This window comes from Gemmatimonadota bacterium (assembly GCA_009692115.1).
In the GTDB taxonomy this organism is placed as follows: Bacteria; Gemmatimonadota; Gemmatimonadetes; order Gemmatimonadales; family GWC2-71-9; genus SHZU01.
Genome location: SHZU01000006.1, coordinates 66,549 through 83,299 on the forward strand (window position 1 = coordinate 66,549; position 16,751 = coordinate 83,299).

The window sequence follows — 16,751 nt, forward strand, 5'->3', positions numbered from 1 at the left end:
CCTGGGAACCACCGAATGCTGAAAAGCCTGATCGAGCGGCACCCGTGGATTTTCTACGTGGTGCCGTTCGCGGCGTTTATGGCCATGCTGGTCATCGGCCCCGCGTTGCCGGTGCCGCCCCGGGTCGAAGCCATCATCCGAGTGGCGGTGTTGATTGCGGTGATCGTGCTGGTGGCCCGACCGGTCCTGCACGTTTCGGTTGACCCAGCCACTCGGCGCGATTGGGCTCGGGGTTTTGGTCTTCGTGCTCTGGATCCTGCCTGACCTGCTGATGCCCGGCTACCGCGATTCGTTCTTGCTTCAGAACGGCCTCACCGGGCGGGTCGAAAGCTCGATTCCGGTCGAGGCGCGGACCGAGAGCTTAGGCGACCTGATCTGGTGTCACGCGGTGACGAATCGGTGTTTGTCGGTGTGGGTGGTGGGGATGGGGGAGTGGAGGTAGTTGGTGAGTTTTCGCCACTCGGCACTCGGCACTCGGCTTAGGTTTCGGGGGTGAGGGTGTCGGGGGGGGCGCTGTCGGGGGCGACGAAGATCCGGCGGACGCTCTTCCAGTAGGTTGATTTGGCCCTGGAGATGTCGCTCTCGATGACGCCCTTCCGCCGGTTGGCGGCGTGCACGTACTTGCCTTCACCGACGTAGATCCCGACGTGGGTGACCTTCCGGCCTTTCCCGAACATCAAGAGGTCGCCGGGGAGGAGTTGGGCGGTGTCCTTGGGGACGTCAATTCCGGTGTTGGCTTGCTGGGCGGCGGTGCGGGGGAGGTCCCGGCCGAACAGACCGGCGATCCACTGGACCAAGGCGCTGCAGTCGAAGGCCTGGCCGGGTTCCTTCGCGCCGAACCGGTAGCGAAGGCCGATTTGCTGGCGGGTCAAGGTCACCAACGAATCGCGCCCTTCCAGAATCGTTCGGCTGAGGGCCTCGAACGGTTTGGGCTGGGATTGAGCCACGGCCATCGATCGCGTCGAACCGACGAGACAGAAAGCCAGCAAGGCGAGGCGTGGGGACCGGATCATCACCCAGAATATTTAGCGCCCCGACCGTCCCAAGTCCACCGTAGAAAATCCGAAGAGCGGACTTTCGGTCGGTCAGGGTCGGTGGTATAATCAGCGACGTCGCTACGTCGGGACGAATCCCAATCAATTTCGAGAACCCGGATGCTCAAGACCACTCCGTTCCACCAACGGACGGCGCCGCTGATGCTCGGACAGGCGTGGCGGCGCTGGGCCGGGCACACGGTGGCGAGTTCGTATGATCTGCTCCACGACCGGGAGTATGCGGCCGTTCGGAGCGCCGCGGCGCTCTTCGACGTCTCCCCGCTCCACAAATATCTGATTACCGGCCCCGACGCCGGCCGCCTGCTCGACCGGATGGTGACTCGCGACGTGGCGAAGTGCAAAGTGGGGCAGGTGCTCTACACCCCCTGGTGCGACGGCCATGGCAAGGTGATCGATGACGGCACGATCAGTCGTCTCGCCGACACCACCTATCGCCTGACCGCGGCCGAGCCGAGTCTCCGGTGGATCGATCAGAACGCCTTCGGGCTGAACGTCGCCGTCGAAGAGGTGTCCGATGCGCTCGGCGCGTTGGCGCTGCAGGGGCCGTTGTCGCGAACGATTCTCAATCAAGTGGCCGAACACTCGCTGGACGGCCTCAAATATTTCCGGGTGATGTCGACTCGGATTGCGGGGGTCCCGGTCGATATTTCCCGAACCGGCTACACCGGCGACTTGGGCTACGAGCTCTGGATCCCGGCATCCGACGCGGTCAAAGTGTGGGACCGTCTCATGGAGGTCGGGTTCGACTACGGCATCGTGCCCGCCGGGATCTACGCCCTGGATCTCGTCCGGATCGAGGCGGGCTTGGTAATGGCCGATGTAGACTACCACTCGTCGCACCGGGCCCTCATCGAGGATCAGAAGTCGTCGCCATACGAACTGTCGTTGGATTGGACCGTCAACCTCGACAAGGGCCCTTTCAATGGGCGGCAGGCCTTAATTGCCGAGCGCCGGCGCGGGCCGGCCTGGCGTTTCGTCGGGATTGAAGTCGACTGGGAATCGCTCGAAGGGCTGTATGCGTTCCACGGCCTGCCGCCGGCGTTGCCGAGCGTGGCTTGGCGCACGAGCACTCCGGTCTATCGGGATGACCAGCAGATTGGGTACGCCTCGAGCGGGTGCTGGTCGCCGTTGCTGAAGAAGTATCTCGCGTTGGCCCACATCAAGTCACCCCATTTTGCACCGGATACCCGGGTCGAAATGGAAGTGACGGTTGAACATCACCGCCGTCGGGCCGCCGCCTGGGTCAGAAAGCTTCCGTTCTTTGACCCGGAAAGGAAGAAGACATGACCGCGCCCTATGATGCCATCATCATCGGCGGCGGCCACAACGGTTTGGTGGCGGCCGCGTATCTGGCCCGGGCCGGCAAGCGAACCGTGGTGCTGGAGCGCCGCCATCTGATCGGCGGAGCCGCGGTGAGCGAGCAGGTGTTCCCGGGCTTTACCTTTTCGGTCTTTTCCTACGTCGTGAGCCTGCTCCGGCCGGAGATCATTCGAGATCTCGAACTCCCGAAGTACGGGCTGCACATCCTGCCGTTGGAGAGCACCGTTACTCCGATGCACAACGGCGATTACCTGGCCGGCTGGGGCGATCCCGACCAGACCAGACGGGAGGTCTACCGGCATTCGCCGAAGGACGCCGAGGCGATGGTGGAGTTCGGCCGGCTGATGCATCACATGGCGATGGCCGTCAAGCCGATCTTGAGCATGATTCCACCCGATCCGACCTCGATGGCGCCGAGCGACTTGGCCGGGATGCTCAAATTGGGTGGCCACATGCGCTCGCTTGGGCCGGAGCGATTTCATGCGCTCTACAAGCTGATGACCATGAGTTCGGCCGATTATCTCGACGAGTGGTACGAGTTCGAAACGCTGAAAGCCACCAAATCGGCCAGCGGCATCATCGGCACTTTTCTCGGGCCCCGCTCCCCGGGCTCGGCCTATGTCCTCTTGCACCACTACATGGGCGAAATCGACGGCGCATTCAGGGCGTGGGGCTTTGCCAAGGGCGGAACCGGCGGCATCAGTAATTCGATCGGTCGGGCGGCCGAGGCCCTCGGGGCGACGATCCGGACCAACGCCGCGGTCCAGCAGGTGCTGGTCCGGGGCGGTAATGCCGTCGGTGTCGTGCTCGACACCGGCGAGGAAATCAAAGCCCCGATCGTGGTGTCGGGCCTCGACCCGAGGCGGACCTTTCTTGATTTGGTCGAGTCAAAAGAGCTGCCGGACGATCTGCTCGAGACGGTGCGCCGGTTCAAGTTCCGGGGATCGTCGGGCAAGGTGAATCTGGCGCTCTCGGAGCTGCCGAACTTTATCTGCATGCCGGGTATCGGGCCGCAGCACCGGGGGGCGTTCTCGATCAGTCCCGACATGGACTACTTGGAGCGAGCGTACGACGATGCCAAGTACGGAGAGTTTTCGAAGAATCCCTATATGGACGTCGTGATTCCCTCGATGATCGACCCGAGCATGGCGCCTCCCGGAAAGCACGTGATGAGTGTGTTCGTCCAGTACGCCCCTTACAACCTGAACGGCGGCTGGACCGACGACAAGCGGGAGGCCTTCGGTGATGCCGTGGTCAACACCATCAATCGGTTTGCCCCGAACTTCAAGTCGTCGATTCTTCATCGCCAGGTTTTGACTCCGCTCGACATCGAGCGGATGACCGGCCTTTCGGAAGGCAACATTTTCCAGGGAGAACTCGCGCTGCAGCAACTGTTTTTCCTCCGGCCGGCGGCCTCGTGGGCCAAGTACCGCACCCCGATCCGCGGGTACTACCAATGTGGTGCCGGTACCCATCCCGGTGGCGGGATCATGGGGGCGTCCGGCCGGTTGGCGGCGCAGAAGATCTTGGCGGACCAATGAAACAGGTCGATACGGTCGTGATCGGGGCCGGCGCCAGCGGATTGGTCGCGGCGGTGGCGTTGGCCCGCGGGGGGTCGCGGGTCGTGGTGGTCGAGCGAAGCTCGCTGATCGGAGGCGCCTTCCGGGAGATCGAGTTTGCCCCCGGGTTCAAGGCCGCCCCGCTGGCCGGCGATCTCGGCTGGATTCCGCCGGAGGTGGCTCGGGGCCTGGGCATCACGCTCGCTGCCCCGGCCGGCCCCGCGGTCTCGGTGGCGTCGGCCGACGGAAACGGCGGCTGGCTCGAGCTCCGGGCGGATCTGGCGGGCACCGCCGCGGGGATTCGGAAGTACTCTCCCAAGGATGCCGACAAATGGCCGGCGTTCGCCGCCCGGGTTCACAAGATCAGCGGGTTTCTCGGGGCGCTCTACGTCGCGCCGCCGCCCCGGATCGACGCCGACAGCCTGGGTGAGTTTCTGGAGTTACTGAAGCTCGGCCGGAAGCTGAAAGGCCTCGGCAACGCCGAGATGATCGAAGTGCTCCGGACGATTCCGATGTCGGTGGCCGAGCTGCTCGATGATTGGTTCGAGTCGGACGTGCTCAAAGGCGCGGTGGCGGCCGATGCGATCACCGACATTTGCCGGGGACCGATGGGCGGGGGCACTGCGTTCAACCTGTTGCACCATCACGTCGGTCTCGCGCCCGGGGCCATTCGGGGCCGGCCGCTCCCGGCCGAGGGAGGCGCCGGGCTGGTGAAGCAACTGGCCGACCTGGCGCGGGCCGTCGGGGTCGAGATCAAGACCGGCGTGGGGGTCAGGCAGGTCGTGGTCTCCAATGATCGGGTGTCCGGCGTGCTGCTCGACTCCGGCGACCCGATTGAATGTCGGGACGTGGTGTCGAGCCTCGATCCGTACCAGTCGCTGCTTGGGCTGGTGGATCCGGTTCACCTGGATCCGGACATCATTCGGGCGGTTCGGAACATCAGGTTCCGAGGGGTGGTCAGCAAAGTGATGGTGGCGTTGGACGGTCTGCCGCCGCTTCCCGGGGGGGCTGCTTCGGTCGGCGCGATTTCGATTTCGCCGTCGATCCGGTATCTCGAGCGAGCCTTCGACGCGACGAAGTACGGACAACGGTCGGAGGCTCCGTACGTGGAGGTCCGGTTTCCCTCGATGGGCCGGCCGGACCTGGCCCCGGGCGGCAAGCATGTGGCGGTCCTGCATGTCCAGTACACGCCCTACCAACTACGAACCGGAGGCTGGGGACCGGCCGAGCGGGCGGCGTTAGGCGATCTCGCGGTGGCCACGGTCGATCAGGCCTTGCCGGGGTTTGCGGCGCGGGTGCTCCACCGGACCGTCCTCGCCCCGCCCGACATCGAGGCGGAGTTCGGACTCCGTGAGGGCGGCATCAATCAAGGTGAGATGACGTTGGACCAGATTCTTTTCATGCGGCCGATTGCCGGATGGTCCCGATACGCCACTCCGGTGCCGGGGTTGTTCCTGTGCGGATCCGGCACTCACCCGGGCGGCGGCGTGACCGGCGCCTCCGGATGGCTGGCGGCCCAGGCGGTGCTCAAAGCGAGGAAATAGCGATGACGACCTTTCAACGCACGGTGGAGAGTTTTCAGCAGGGAACCTTGACGATGCCGGCCGAGCAGTATGTGTCGCCGGCGGTCTTTGCCGAAGAAGTCGATCGGATCGGCCACAAGGAATGGCACTGCGTCGGCCGAACCGAGCGGATCGCCAAGCCGGGCGATTTCTTCCTCCGGACTCTGGCCGGCGAGCCGCTGATCATTCTCCGCGACCGGCACGGCCAAGCGCGGGCCCATTTCAACGTCTGCCGGCATCGCGGGACCCAGATCTGTGAGAAAGAGTCGGGGCACTTTTCCGAGACGATCCAGTGTCCCTACCATGCCTGGACCTACTCGACCGACGGCCGGTTGATCGGGGCGCCCCACATGCAGGACACGGTTGGCTTTGCCAAGGCCGACTATGGCCTCCATCAAGCCCGGGTGGCGGAATGGGAGGGCTTTGTCTTCGTGAATCTCGACCCGAACGCGGCCCCGTTCGAGGAAGTGTTTGCCCCGATGATCGGCCGGTTGGCCCGGTTCGGCTTGGCTAACCTCACGATCGGGCGGCGAGTGTCGTACGACATCAATTCGAACTGGAAGCTGGTGTTCCAGAACTACAGTGAGTGCCTTCATTGCCCGACGATTCATCCCGAGCTCAACTGCAAGCTCCCCTACACCAGCGGGGCGAACGACCTCGTGGAAGGCCGCTATCTCGGCGGCTACATGGAGCTGACCGAGGGGAACGACAGCGTCACGATGTCCGGCAGACCGTGCGCCAGGCCGATTGCGGACCTCTCGGTGGCCGATCGCCGGCGAGCGTACTACTACACGCTGATGCCGAACCTGATGCTGAGCATCCATTCCGACTACGTCAACTACTACATGATGTGGCCGGTCTCAGCGGAGCGGTGCACCGTGGAGAGCGAGTGGCTGTTCCACCCCGACGCCTTCGGTGATCCGGCGTTCAATCCGGAGGATGCGGTCGCGATGTGGGATATCACGAACCGGCAGGACTGGCACATTACCGAGCAAAGTCTGATCGGCATCAAATCCCGCCGGTATCAGCCGGGCCCATTCTCGGCCCGGGAGAGTATTCCGGCCGCTTGGGACCGCGCCTACCTCGCGATGATGGGCCGCTGACCGCCTAGCGGGCCAACGCGGCTCGAGCTCTCGCGCCGCGGTGGTCGAGCGGGTCAGGTCGGTCTTGGGGTCGCCCACCAGTTCTTCGAGTCGGATTCTGGCGGAGTCGACGTCTTCGATGGCGGCGCCTCGGTTCCTCCCGAGGGTTCCCACTAGGTCCAGGAGCACCGTCCGTTCGATCTCAGTCCACTGCTCCCAATAACCATCGGGCACCTCGCGGACCAGGGCGGCTCCCTCTTTCAGCCGCTTCAGGGTGTCGTCGGCGTCGGCCAGATCGGCGGCGGCACAGATGGCGGTGGCCACCACGGGCTCCAACTGGGCCGTCGCTCGGGCCGAAGTGGACCGGGCGGTTCAAGCCGGCGGAAGGCTTGGCCGTGGACTTCATCGCCCGCCGGGTTCCGGACGAGGAGGCGTTCTACGCCAAGCTCACCCAGACGGTTTGGGATTTGACGACCGAGATGTTTTCGAGCCAGGTGGTGACGCCCGGTACGATCCGGACCAGCGACCTGGTGTGGTGGTGGCGGCAGCGGGTCAATGATCTGGGGCTCGGGACCTGGTTCCAGCCGTCGGTCGGGGTTCAACGACGGGGGAAAACCGCCAGTGAGTTAGGCGACGACCCGATCATCGAGCGGGGCGACGTGCTCTGGTGTGATGTCGGGATTACGGCCCTCCGTCTCAACACCGACACTCAGCACAACGGCTACGTGTCCCGGACCGGCGAAACCGATGTGCCGGCCGGGCTCAAGAAAGCGCTTGCCAACGCCAACCGGCTCCAAGACATCCTGCTTCAGGAAACGAAGCCCGGCCGGACTGGGAATGCGGTCTTAGCCACGGTGCTAGGGCAGATGAAAGCGGAGGCTTTGGACGGCACCATGTACCCCCCCGATTGGGATGCACAATCACGGCGCCGGACCACTGATCGGGCTGTGGGACTACCAAGAAGGCGTGCCGGGCCGGGGCGACCACACGATCATTCCAGGGATGTGGTTTTCCGCGGAACTTCAGGTGACGACCCCGGTGCCGGAATGGGGCGGCCAACCGGTCCGGATTGCCCAAGAAGAAGACTTCATCCTGGGCGCCGATGGAGCCCGGCGCTGGGCGTTCCAGCACCAGGACAAGTTCCACCTGGTTCGGTGAACGCGCGGCAGCGTCAAGGCTGCCGGAGGTCTCGCACGTTGTCCTTGGGGTCGCGGTCGATCAGTTTGTTGTACGGATCGACCCCGGCCTTCTTGGGCTGGGCGTCGACCACCACGGTAATCGTGGTGTCCCGGCTCCGAATCCAGTGTTTCGCAAGGTAGAGCGGCTTGCCGAGTTTGTTGCCCGCCTCCTTCTCACCGAACACCCCGATGTCCACCAGATCAGCCATTGGGATCTCGGTTTGGCGGCCGAGGCTGTCGGCGCGGAACTTGAGCGACCGAATTTTGATCGCCACGTCGAACTTGCCGTCCGGCCGCGTCGTAACGACGGCGTCCTCGGCCTTGTCGTCCCAGAGCGTGATGGTGCGGAAGAAGTCCTCGATGGCGTACTTCACCGAGTCCGGGGTTTCAGCGTCGAGATAGCCGAGGAACTCCCGGCTTGTGGTGAACGGCGGCTTTTGGAACGCCTTGTCTTTGAGGAAGGCCGAGAGCGCGCGGTTCATGGCCGGCTCGCCGATCAGGTCGCGAAGGGCGTAGAGGGCGAGTGACCCTTTGTTGTAGTGGATGTACCCCTGGTTTTCCACCAGCATCAGCGGCAGTTCCTTCTTGCTCTCCGTGCCCCGTCCGCCGAGATATTGATCCAGCTCGTGGGCCAGGAATTTCTGGAGGTTGGTCCGCCCAAACTCTTTTTCCATCGCGGTCAGGGCGGAGTAGTTGGCCAGGCCTTCGGAAAACAGAGTCGAGCCCTGCACGTTGGCGCCGATCACTTGGTGGGCCCACCACTGGTGACCCACCTCGTGAGCCGTCACGTAGTACGGCATGTCGAGGTCCCCGTCGCCCGATCCGGTTCGGAGAATGAACCCGATGCTTTCCGAGTAGGGAACCGTGTTCGGAAACGCTTGCGCGAATCCGGCGTACCGTGGAAACTCGAGGATCCGGACCTGCTTGAACTGGTAGGGGCTGAAGTTGGCCGAGAAGTATTCGAGGGAGGCCTTCATCGAGGCCATCATCCGGTCGAGGTTGTACTCGTGGCCCTTGTGGTAGTAGATCTCGAGCTTGATGCCGTTCCACTCGTCCCGCATCACTTCGTAGCGGGCGGACAGGAAGGCGAAGAACGCCAGCATCGGTTCGTTGGCCTGGTACTCGAACACCCGGCGGCCGTTCTCGTGGTACTCGCGGACCAGGTAGCCCGGCGCGATGGCAATCTGGTCGGGCGCCGTGCTGACGGTGGCCTTGAACGAGATCCAATCGGCGTTCGATCCGAAGTAGGTCAACGCCCGCGCCGCCTCGTCGTCGAGCGAGGGCATTCGGGCTTTCGGGGCGAGCTTTTCCTTCCGCCGGTTGTCATCCGAGGCGATTTCGCCCCCTTCTTGATACCCCAGCACCGGGAAATACTCGTAGTTGACGAACGATCCGTTTGCCACGATTGCGGTGTTGGGCCCGTTCTCCGGAAATCCCCGCTCTTCGAGCCGCGCGCGGTACCGAAGCACGACCGTATCGTTCGGGGCCAACGGCGCGGCCAGCCGATAAATGTTGGTGCCGAGGAGGCTGTCGTTCACCACCACCTCGCCGGACCGATTCCAGGCCAAGGTGTCGATTCGGAGTTCTCGGCGGCTCGTGGTGATGAGCAACGAATCGATCGGCCGGGAGTGGTTGTTGACGTAGGTGAACGTGGCGCCGATCGTGAAGGCCCGCCGCTCGGGCTCCAGGTCAGTTCGAACCACCGCATCGATCATGCGAGGCTGCGGTAGCGTGGCGAGCGGCTTGTAGGTTCGTTCGTACTGGGCCTGGAGCTTGCGATTGGCCTTCGAGCTTCGATAGTCGTTGAGCACGTTGGTGTTGTAGAAGATCGTCCCGCCGGCGGCGAACGCTACGGTCAGGCTGGCTCCCGCCACGCCGCGAACCGGGCCCGCCCACCGACTCTTGGCCAGTCGGCTCCGAACCGACCACCCCGATTCCGTGCCCCGGACCCAGAAGAGATACGCCACGACGCCGAGCAACCCGGCGACCCCAGTCCAGTAGAATGCGTTGAGGACCAGATTCGGAACGAAGGGCCCGAAGCCGTTCATGTCCGAATACGTGAGCGGTGCCGCCGCTGCGTACTGGAATAGCTGATGCTCGAGACCGATTGGGCCCGAGGCCACTCGGAGGACATACACCAGGATCATCACCACATGGCCGACATACTTGTGGTTGACCAAGGCATGCACCGCCGTGGCGAGGATGGTGAGCTGGACCAACGACGGGAAGGTCGTCCCGAAGAAGTACTTGAGGTAGAGGCCGACCTCGAAGTTGTAGTAGCCCTTGCTGGCCTGGATCACCATCCCGGTGACCATCAGCATCACGAGCAACAAGGCTTCGACCATGACAAGACCGCCGAGTTTCCCGAGCAGCGACACGCTGGTTCGGGTGGGCAGGGCATCGACGATCTGGTCGCTCTGGAGTTGCCGCTCGCGCCAGGCCGCCTCACCGGTGTAGATCGTGATCAAGATGATGAAAAACAGGAAGAACTGGCCCTCCAACACCTCGGCCATCGTGTAGGTGACCGGCCAGACTTTCGAGCCGTAGAGGGTGTCGACGAACACCGCGGTCATGCCGAGGTTGATGATCCCGATTGCCACGATCGCGACGAAGGGCACCTGCCGGACGATGGTCCAGAACGAGAGCCGCACGCTCGACACCACTTGGGTCCACCAGGCGCCGAAACCGAACCGCTGGGTCGGGGTCACGGCCCCGACGGCCGGCGCGGGTGGGGCGGCAACCTCGGCCTTTCGCTTCCGGCCGAGCGTGGGGGGCGCGCTCCGGAACCGGAATAGGGAGTAGGTCAGCGCCACCAGGCCGAGTGCCACGACCGACCAGGCGAGTCGGTTGCCCAAGAGCAGGCCGCCGAGAGGAATGAGCTGGGTGTTTTTCTCGACCACCGTCCAGTATTGGGTGAGCAGGCTGAAAGCCTGAAGCCCGAGCGGGTCGAGCAGGGCCGCCAGGGCTTTGTTGTCGAGGTCGGTCGTGAGCCGGCCGGCGATCGACCAGGCCACCAGTAGTACCATGCCTTGGGTGTAGATCGCGAACAGACTTCGGGTCAGGGCGCCGACGGCAAAGAAGATGGCAGAGAGAACCAGGACCGACGGGATGATCAACACGGCGAACGGCGCCAGGTACGCCATCAAGTTCACGGGCAACATCTTGGTCTTGTCGACCCAGGGCATCAGCGAACCGATCAGGAGCCCGAGCGGGATCCCGACGTGCACGAACACCATGATCAAGAACGATCCGAAAAATCGGCCGCCGAGGTAGGCGAAACGGGTAATCGGGGTCGTGAACAGCAACTCATGGGTGCGATACTGGTAGTCGCGGAGCACCGTGCTGCCGACCAGGCCCGTGGTGATCACTTGTCCGATAGCCACCAGGATCAGCATGGCCTGGGCAATGACCCAGGGGGCGTTCCGCATCACCTGTCCGGACCCGCCGCTGATCGTGATGACGTCGGAGGCCGACAAGGAGAAGGCCAGAAGGAAGTAGATCGCGACATACAGATAGGTGACCGGCCGGGTCAGGTGATATCGGACCTCGAACTGAAACATGGTTCCAAACATGGCTCAGGCCGCCTGGCGGGCGGCCAGGCCCAGGTGATGGAAGTACGCGTCTTCGAGGTCGGGTTCCATCGGTTCGAACCCGGCGGGGGCGGTGTCGCTGTAGACGTGAACCACGGGTACGCCCGCCAGCATCTGGGTGGAGATGACGTGGTGGCTGGCCTGAACGCCGGCCAGCTCGCTCTTGGCGATTTCCCGGCGCCAGAGTTTGCCCCGAAGGCCCGCCACGATTTCGCGAGGGTCGCCCGCCAGGACCACTTGGCCTTTGTTGATGATGGCCATCGCGTGGCAGAGTTCCCGGACGTCTTCGACGATGTGAGTCGAGAGGATGACGACGATGTCTTGGCCGATTTCGGCGAGGAGGTTCAAGAACCGGTGGCGCTCGGTCGGGTCGAGGCCGGCGGTCGGTTCGTCGACAATGAGGAGCTTCGGGCTCCCGGCCAACGCGATCGCGATGCCGAGCCGCTGTTTCATGCCGCCGGAGAAGGTCCCGACATGCTTCTTCCGGGCGTCGGAGAGATTGGTCTGCTGCAGCAGGTGGGTAACCAGGTCTTTCCGCTGGCGGCCGTCGGTGACCCCCTTCATGGTCGCGAAGTGATCGAGCGTCAACTCGGCCGAAAGGTTGGGATAGAGACCGAACTCCTGGGGCAGGTAGCCGAGCACTTTCCGGAGTTCGTCCGGTTGGGCCAACCCGTCCAGGGTTCCGAACCGGATCGACCCGCTGTCGGGCGGTTGCAGGGTGGCGATGGTCCGCATCAGGGTCGACTTGCCGGCGCCGTTGGGGCCCAGCAGGCCGAACATCCCGGTGCCGATGGTGAGGCTCACACCGCCAAGGGCCCGAACGCCGTTCGGGTAGGTCTTCGAGAGGTTGTCGATGATCAGCTGCACCAGTCGCTCCGCACGAGGAAGGTGGATTCAAGCCCCGGTAATGTCGTGCCGATACTGGAGGATTGGAAGGATCCCCCTCATGTCGCCCTCTGCTTCCGCCGTGTGGCCTGTCGACGTCCTCCGGCGAAGCTCGGATCAGATCCGGCGGGCCGCTCAGATACTCGCGGACATTACCGACGAGTCCGCCGAGGATCGGGCCGAGCGGTTTGCGGTGCTGTTTCCGGGGCAGGTGCCGCTCGACATCGAGGAGATGAATGCCCACCGCCAGGTCACGCTCCTCACGGCCCAGCGGGCTTTTTCGGCGGGTCTTCGGCTCGGTCAGGACGAAGATCGTCTCTAGCCCCCTCTACCGTCTCCTCCTATATCACCTTATTCTAGGGTGCAACACCCCTTCGATGACGAGGTTGATGTGGCAGACGAGCCAGAATACCTGCAACGACTTAGAAAGAGCCGTGAAGAGCGCGAGGCCCGCCGTGCGGGTCCCGCCAGGGTCGCCGTTGCCGGACCCGTGCTTTCCACCCAGGAGCAGGAGGCGGTCCGCTGGGCCAAAGCGGCCGCCAAGGGCACCGAGCTCCGGTCGGTCCGGAACCTCAATGGGGCCCGGTTTGCGGCCATCCTCAGGCTCCAGGGGGCAAGCGGAGTGAAGTTCGTGTCCCTGGAAGGCTTTGCGAACCGGGAGGCCCTCGTTGAGCGGGTCAAGCCGGGGGCCACGGTCGGCGAAGAGGTCTTGGGTGCCTACGAGGTTAAAGGTGGCCGGCCGGTCGAGGTCACCCTGGACGAGGCCAATCAGGTGGTGCTCAAGATGGGCGCTCCCCGGCCCGGCGCGAACCCGATGACCCCGGCCCAAATGATCCGGAAAGCTGAGGCCGAAGCGGTTGAGCGGGAAAAGAACCGGCCGAAGGACCGGGACAAGGGCGGCCGCCGCTAGCCCAGGCCAGCCGGTCATTCGAACCAAACGGGGGCGCCTCGGCGCCCTCGTGCTATTTCACCAGACCCCTCATATTCGGTCCATGATTGGCCCCCCGGTTCCGGCCCGTGCCCGTCCAGTGATTTGGCGGTGATCGTCGTCATTGGGGCCGGTGCCGCCGGCTTCATGGCGGCCATCCAGGCCGCCCGGACCGGCCAGCCGGTCACCCTGTTGGAACGGACCGCCGACGGCGCCCGGAAGGTCCTGATCAGCGGGGGCGGTCGCTGTAACATCCTCCCGTCGGAACTCGACGAGCGTCGTTTCGTCACCGACTCCTCGCGCCATACCATGGCCAAGATTCTCCGATCCTGGCCGGTGGCGGCGCAGCGGGATTTCTTTGAACAGTCGTTAGGGGTACCGCTAGCGCTGGAGCCGGCCACCGGCAAGCTCTTTCCGGTCTCCAATAAGGCCCGGGAGGTTCGGGATGCCCTGCTGTTCGCGACCCGCCAAGCGGGAACCAGGGTTCGGTTCGGAGCCACGGTAACTGCCGTAACGCCCGCCGCCGGAGGCTGGCAGGTGGGACTCGGTGATGGCTCCTTGGAGCGAGCCGACCGGATCATTCTGGCTACCGGGGGCCTGAGCGTGCCAGCCACCGGCAGCGACGGTTTTGGGTTGTCCGTCGCCCGCCAGCTGGGCCACACCATCCATCAGACCTACCCGGCGCTCACGCCGCTGGTGGCAGACCCGGCGGTCCACGCGGGTCTCGCGGGCGTTTCCCTCGAGGTGACCCTCCGAGGCCGGGACGACCAGGGGCGGGATCTCGCGACGACGGGCGGCTTCCTGTTTACCCACCGGGGGTACAGCGGGCCGACGGCGCTCGATCTTTCCCATTTGGCGGTCCGGTCGCGACTCGCCGGCGGGCCCCGGGCAGAAATCCGGGCTCAATGGACCCGGCATGACCGGGAAACGTGGGAGGGCATGCTTCGGAGCCAGGGTCGTCAGTCGGTGGCCACCGTCGTCCGTCGCGAGCTGCCCACTCGGCTGGCGGATCGGTTGCTCGAGGAAGCGGGTATCTCCGCCGATCGGACCCTGGCCCAGTTGGGTAAAGACGAGCGCCGGGTGTTGGTTGGGCTGCTGACCGACTACGAGCTGCCGTGGACCGGGGATGAGGGTTACCGGAAGGCCGAAGTGACGGGCGGCGGCCTCGCGTTGTCGGAAGTGAACCCGGAGACCCTCGAAAGCCGACGGTTCCCCGGGCTCTTTTTCTGCGGAGAAATGCTCGACGCGTTCGGCCCGATTGGCGGCTACAACTTTGCCTGGGCCTGGGCCACCGGACGAGCCGCAGCGCTCGGCGCCGCGGCGTCCTGACCCTCTTTACTGACTGAGCCCGATCCGAGCCTGGTCGATCACCCGGGCCGCGGCTTCCAGGCGCCCCGCAATCCGGGCCGCCTGTTCCTCGGCCTCTTTCCAGACTCCCTGCTCAATGGCCTCCCGAACGCCGGGCATCGTCTTGACGCCGTAGCCGGTGTAGAAACCGGGGGCATAGATCTGATGACGGTACCAGGATCGCCGGGGTAGGCCTTCAGGGCTGGTGAACGCCTGCTCGACTTGGATCAGGACTCGGTTGGCCGTGGTGCGAGCGGTGCCCGTCAGTTTGAATCCCGCGGCGGCCTGGTCGAACCGATCCGCGGCAAGCCGGAGGGTTCCCATCGCGTTGTCGAGCGGTGCCCAGTTGAGGTGGGGCGCGACGTCCGCTCGGCCGGGCGCTTTCCGAACCAGCCGAGGGTCCTGGATGGCCGCGAAGACTCCTTCGTCCAACTGCCGGTTCCGCTCAATGGCTGCCTCGCGCCGGGCGGCCAGCAAGGCCTTGATCTCGTCGATGTAGGCCTGGTAGGTGTCCGTCATGTTGCCGAACTGGAACGGAAGCAGTTCGGCGCTCGCCAGCCGCATCATGGCCGTCCCCACCGTTTGCGCCAACGCCCGGCCATACACGAAGCTGGTATCACTGAAGCGCATGAAGTGTTCGACATTGTCGTAGATCGAGTGATAGACTCCGTCGCCGCCTTCACCCCCGAAGCCGAGGTTCAGCGAGGCGATACCGGCATGCTGCAGGAACGGCGAGAAATCGGACCCTGAGCCTAACGCCTCGATCCGGAGCTCGGCACGAGACCGGAGCTCGGCCCGGTCAGGCCCGCTCCCGGAGGCCAACCCCGCCAACTGGGCTCGTTTCCAGGCCGACAGTCCGGTTTCGGGGTCGGTGATGTCCCGGGCGACGTCGTTGATGAACCGTTCCAGCGAGTGCGAGCCGGCCATCCCGAGGAAGCCCCGGCCGTTCGAATCGGTGTTGAGGTAGGCGATGGCTTTGTCGGCGAGTTCGGCCCGGTGGGTTTCGACCCATTCGGTGCTGCCGAGCAGCCCTTGTTCCTCGCCGTCCCATGCCGCGTAGATGATGGTGCGGCGCGGTCGCCAGCCCTGTTTGAGCAGCGTGGCCAGCCCGCGCAGCTCCTCCATCTCCGCGATCAGCCCCGACAACGGATCGGAGGCGCCGTTGACCCAGCCGTCCCGGTGGTTGCCCCGAATGATCCACTCATCGGGCCGCTCGGCGCCGGGGATTCGGACAATCACGTTATAGAGGGGGACCCGATTCCAGTTGAAGGCCAGCTTGATCCGGACCCGGGCCGGTCCAGGCGCGCCAGTCTTGTAGGTGATGGGGAGCGCCCCTCGCCACGACGGCGGGACGACGTCGCCGCCGAGGGCCGCCAAGAGCGGTTGGGCATCGCCGTAGGAGATCGGCAGCACCGGGATTTTCGTGATGGTCTCGATCTGATTCAACGGGAGCGGGGTGACACCCGGCACCGAGCCGCGGCCGGGGGTCGACGGATCGCCGGGGTAGAGCGGCATGTCGGCCACGCTGCCCCGCTGCACGCCGTCGGAGGGCCGGTACGGTCCCTTGGGATAGACGTCACCCTGCCCATAGCCATCATCGGCTGGATCGGAGTAGATCAAGGTCCCGATCGCGCCGTGTTCGGCGGCCACTTTGGGCTTGATGCCGCGCCACGAGCCGCCGTACTTGGCAATCACGATGGCGCCTTTGACGGAAATGCCCCGGCGTTCGAGTTCTTCGTAATCGGCGGGCACGCCGTAGTTCACGAAGACGAGCGGGCCGGTGACATCGCCATCGATCGAATAGGCGTTGTAGGTCGGTAGTTGCTCGGCGAGCTGGGCGGACGAGGCGTCGCCCGGCACGATCGGTTCCTTCAGCTTGGCCACGAACCGGGTCGGCGCCACCATCTCGACGATTCGCTCCTTCGGAGTCGGGAAGAGGACCTCGAAGGTTTCGATCTTCGCGTCGAGGCCCCAGCTCGTAAAGAGTTTGACCAGCCACTCGGCGTTGGTCTTGCCATAGGGCGAACCGAGGTGCTGGGGCCGGGCCGCCAGCACTTTGAGATACGACCGGAGGCTGTCGGGGGCCGGGATAGCCTTGAACTTGGCCTCCCACTGTCGCTGGACCCGGCTGCCATCGGCGGAGAAGCCCCGCAGCGGGACGGGGTCCTGGGCCGGTTGCGCGATCAGGATACCGGGAAGGACAAAGATGGCAATGCGGGGCAGCAGGGCCTTCATGAGTAGTTCC

13 protein-coding genes and 1 pseudogene are annotated in these 16,751 nt (G+C 64.7%); 10 read left to right on the plus strand and 4 right to left on the minus strand.

Going from position 1 to position 16,751, the window contains the following annotated elements; genetic code table 11:
• Window positions 1-15: 15 nt before the first annotated feature.
• Both EXR94_08560 and EXR94_08565 read left to right on the plus strand, forming a co-directional pair.
• Complete coding sequence (locus EXR94_08560; protein MSR02774.1) at window positions 16-264, plus strand: hypothetical protein; 249 nt, start codon at window positions 16-18, stop codon at window positions 262-264.
• A complete protein-coding gene (locus EXR94_08565) occupies window positions 245-442 on the plus strand; it encodes a hypothetical protein (GenBank protein MSR02775.1) in 198 nt (65 codons plus the stop codon). Before EXR94_08560 ends, EXR94_08565 begins: the two co-directional genes overlap by 20 nt.
• A gap of 37 nt (window positions 443-479) precedes the next feature.
• Here the strand turns inward: EXR94_08565 and EXR94_08570 are convergent, their stop codons facing one another.
• A complete protein-coding gene (locus EXR94_08570) occupies window positions 480-1,013 on the minus strand; it encodes an NlpC/P60 family protein (GenBank protein MSR02776.1) in 534 nt (177 codons plus the stop codon).
• 141 nt (window positions 1,014-1,154) lie between these two features.
• On the opposite strand from EXR94_08570, the gene EXR94_08575 reads away from it, so the two are divergent.
• The 5 genes and pseudogenes from EXR94_08575 (at window position 1,155) to EXR94_08595 (ending at window position 7,736) form a co-directional block, all read left to right on the plus strand.
• On the plus strand, window positions 1,155-2,342 hold the full coding sequence (locus EXR94_08575; protein MSR02777.1) for an aminomethyl transferase family protein: 1,188 nt from the start codon (window positions 1,155-1,157) through the stop codon (window positions 2,340-2,342).
• A complete protein-coding gene (locus EXR94_08580) occupies window positions 2,339-3,916 on the plus strand; it encodes an NAD(P)/FAD-dependent oxidoreductase (protein ID MSR02778.1) in 1,578 nt (525 codons plus the stop codon). Before EXR94_08575 ends, EXR94_08580 begins: the two co-directional genes overlap by 4 nt.
• Entirely contained in the window at window positions 3,832-5,478 is a 1,647-nt protein-coding gene (locus tag EXR94_08585; GenBank protein MSR02779.1) for an NAD(P)/FAD-dependent oxidoreductase, read from the plus strand. The genes EXR94_08580 and EXR94_08585 overlap by 85 nt, the downstream gene beginning before the upstream one ends.
• Window positions 5,352-6,599: an aromatic ring-hydroxylating dioxygenase subunit alpha gene (locus tag EXR94_08590; GenBank protein ID MSR02780.1), complete on the plus strand. Its 1,248-nt coding sequence runs from the start codon at window positions 5,352-5,354 to the stop codon at window positions 6,597-6,599. Before EXR94_08585 ends, EXR94_08590 begins: the two co-directional genes overlap by 127 nt.
• Window positions 6,600-6,967: 368 nt before the next feature.
• Window positions 6,968-7,736, plus strand: a pseudogene (locus EXR94_08595) (M24 family metallopeptidase).
• 13 nt (window positions 7,737-7,749) lie between these two features.
• Here EXR94_08595 and EXR94_08600 read toward each other — a convergent pair.
• On the minus strand, window positions 7,750-11,328 hold the full coding sequence (locus EXR94_08600) for a hypothetical protein (GenBank protein ID MSR02781.1): 3,579 nt from the start codon (window positions 11,326-11,328) through the stop codon (window positions 7,750-7,752).
• A 3-nt stretch (window positions 11,329-11,331) separates the two neighbouring features.
• Entirely contained in the window at window positions 11,332-12,213 is an 882-nt protein-coding gene (locus EXR94_08605) for an ABC transporter ATP-binding protein (GenBank protein ID MSR02782.1), read from the minus strand.
• A gap of 79 nt (window positions 12,214-12,292) precedes the next feature.
• Between EXR94_08605 and EXR94_08610 the strand changes: the two genes are divergently transcribed.
• The 3 genes from EXR94_08610 to EXR94_08620 all read left to right on the plus strand — a co-directional run bounded on the left by EXR94_08610 (window position 12,293) and on the right by EXR94_08620 (window position 14,488).
• Window positions 12,293-12,553, plus strand: coding sequence for a hypothetical protein (locus tag EXR94_08610; protein MSR02783.1), 261 nt, complete (start codon window positions 12,293-12,295; stop codon window positions 12,551-12,553).
• 168 nt (window positions 12,554-12,721) lie between these two features.
• The gene (locus EXR94_08615) at window positions 12,722-13,141 is read left to right on the plus strand and encodes a hypothetical protein (protein MSR02784.1); all 420 of its coding nucleotides are present in this window, start codon (window positions 12,722-12,724) and stop codon (window positions 13,139-13,141) included.
• Window positions 13,142-13,264: 123 nt separating this feature from the next.
• Window positions 13,265-14,488 (plus strand): aminoacetone oxidase family FAD-binding enzyme, encoded by a 1,224-nt coding sequence (locus EXR94_08620; protein MSR02785.1) that lies wholly within the window; start codon window positions 13,265-13,267, stop codon window positions 14,486-14,488.
• 6 nt (window positions 14,489-14,494) lie between these two features.
• On the opposite strand, the gene EXR94_08625 is transcribed toward EXR94_08620, so the two are convergent.
• Complete coding sequence (locus EXR94_08625) at window positions 14,495-16,741, minus strand: M28 family peptidase (GenBank protein MSR02786.1); 2,247 nt, start codon at window positions 16,739-16,741, stop codon at window positions 14,495-14,497.
• Window positions 16,742-16,751 lie beyond the last annotated feature (10 nt).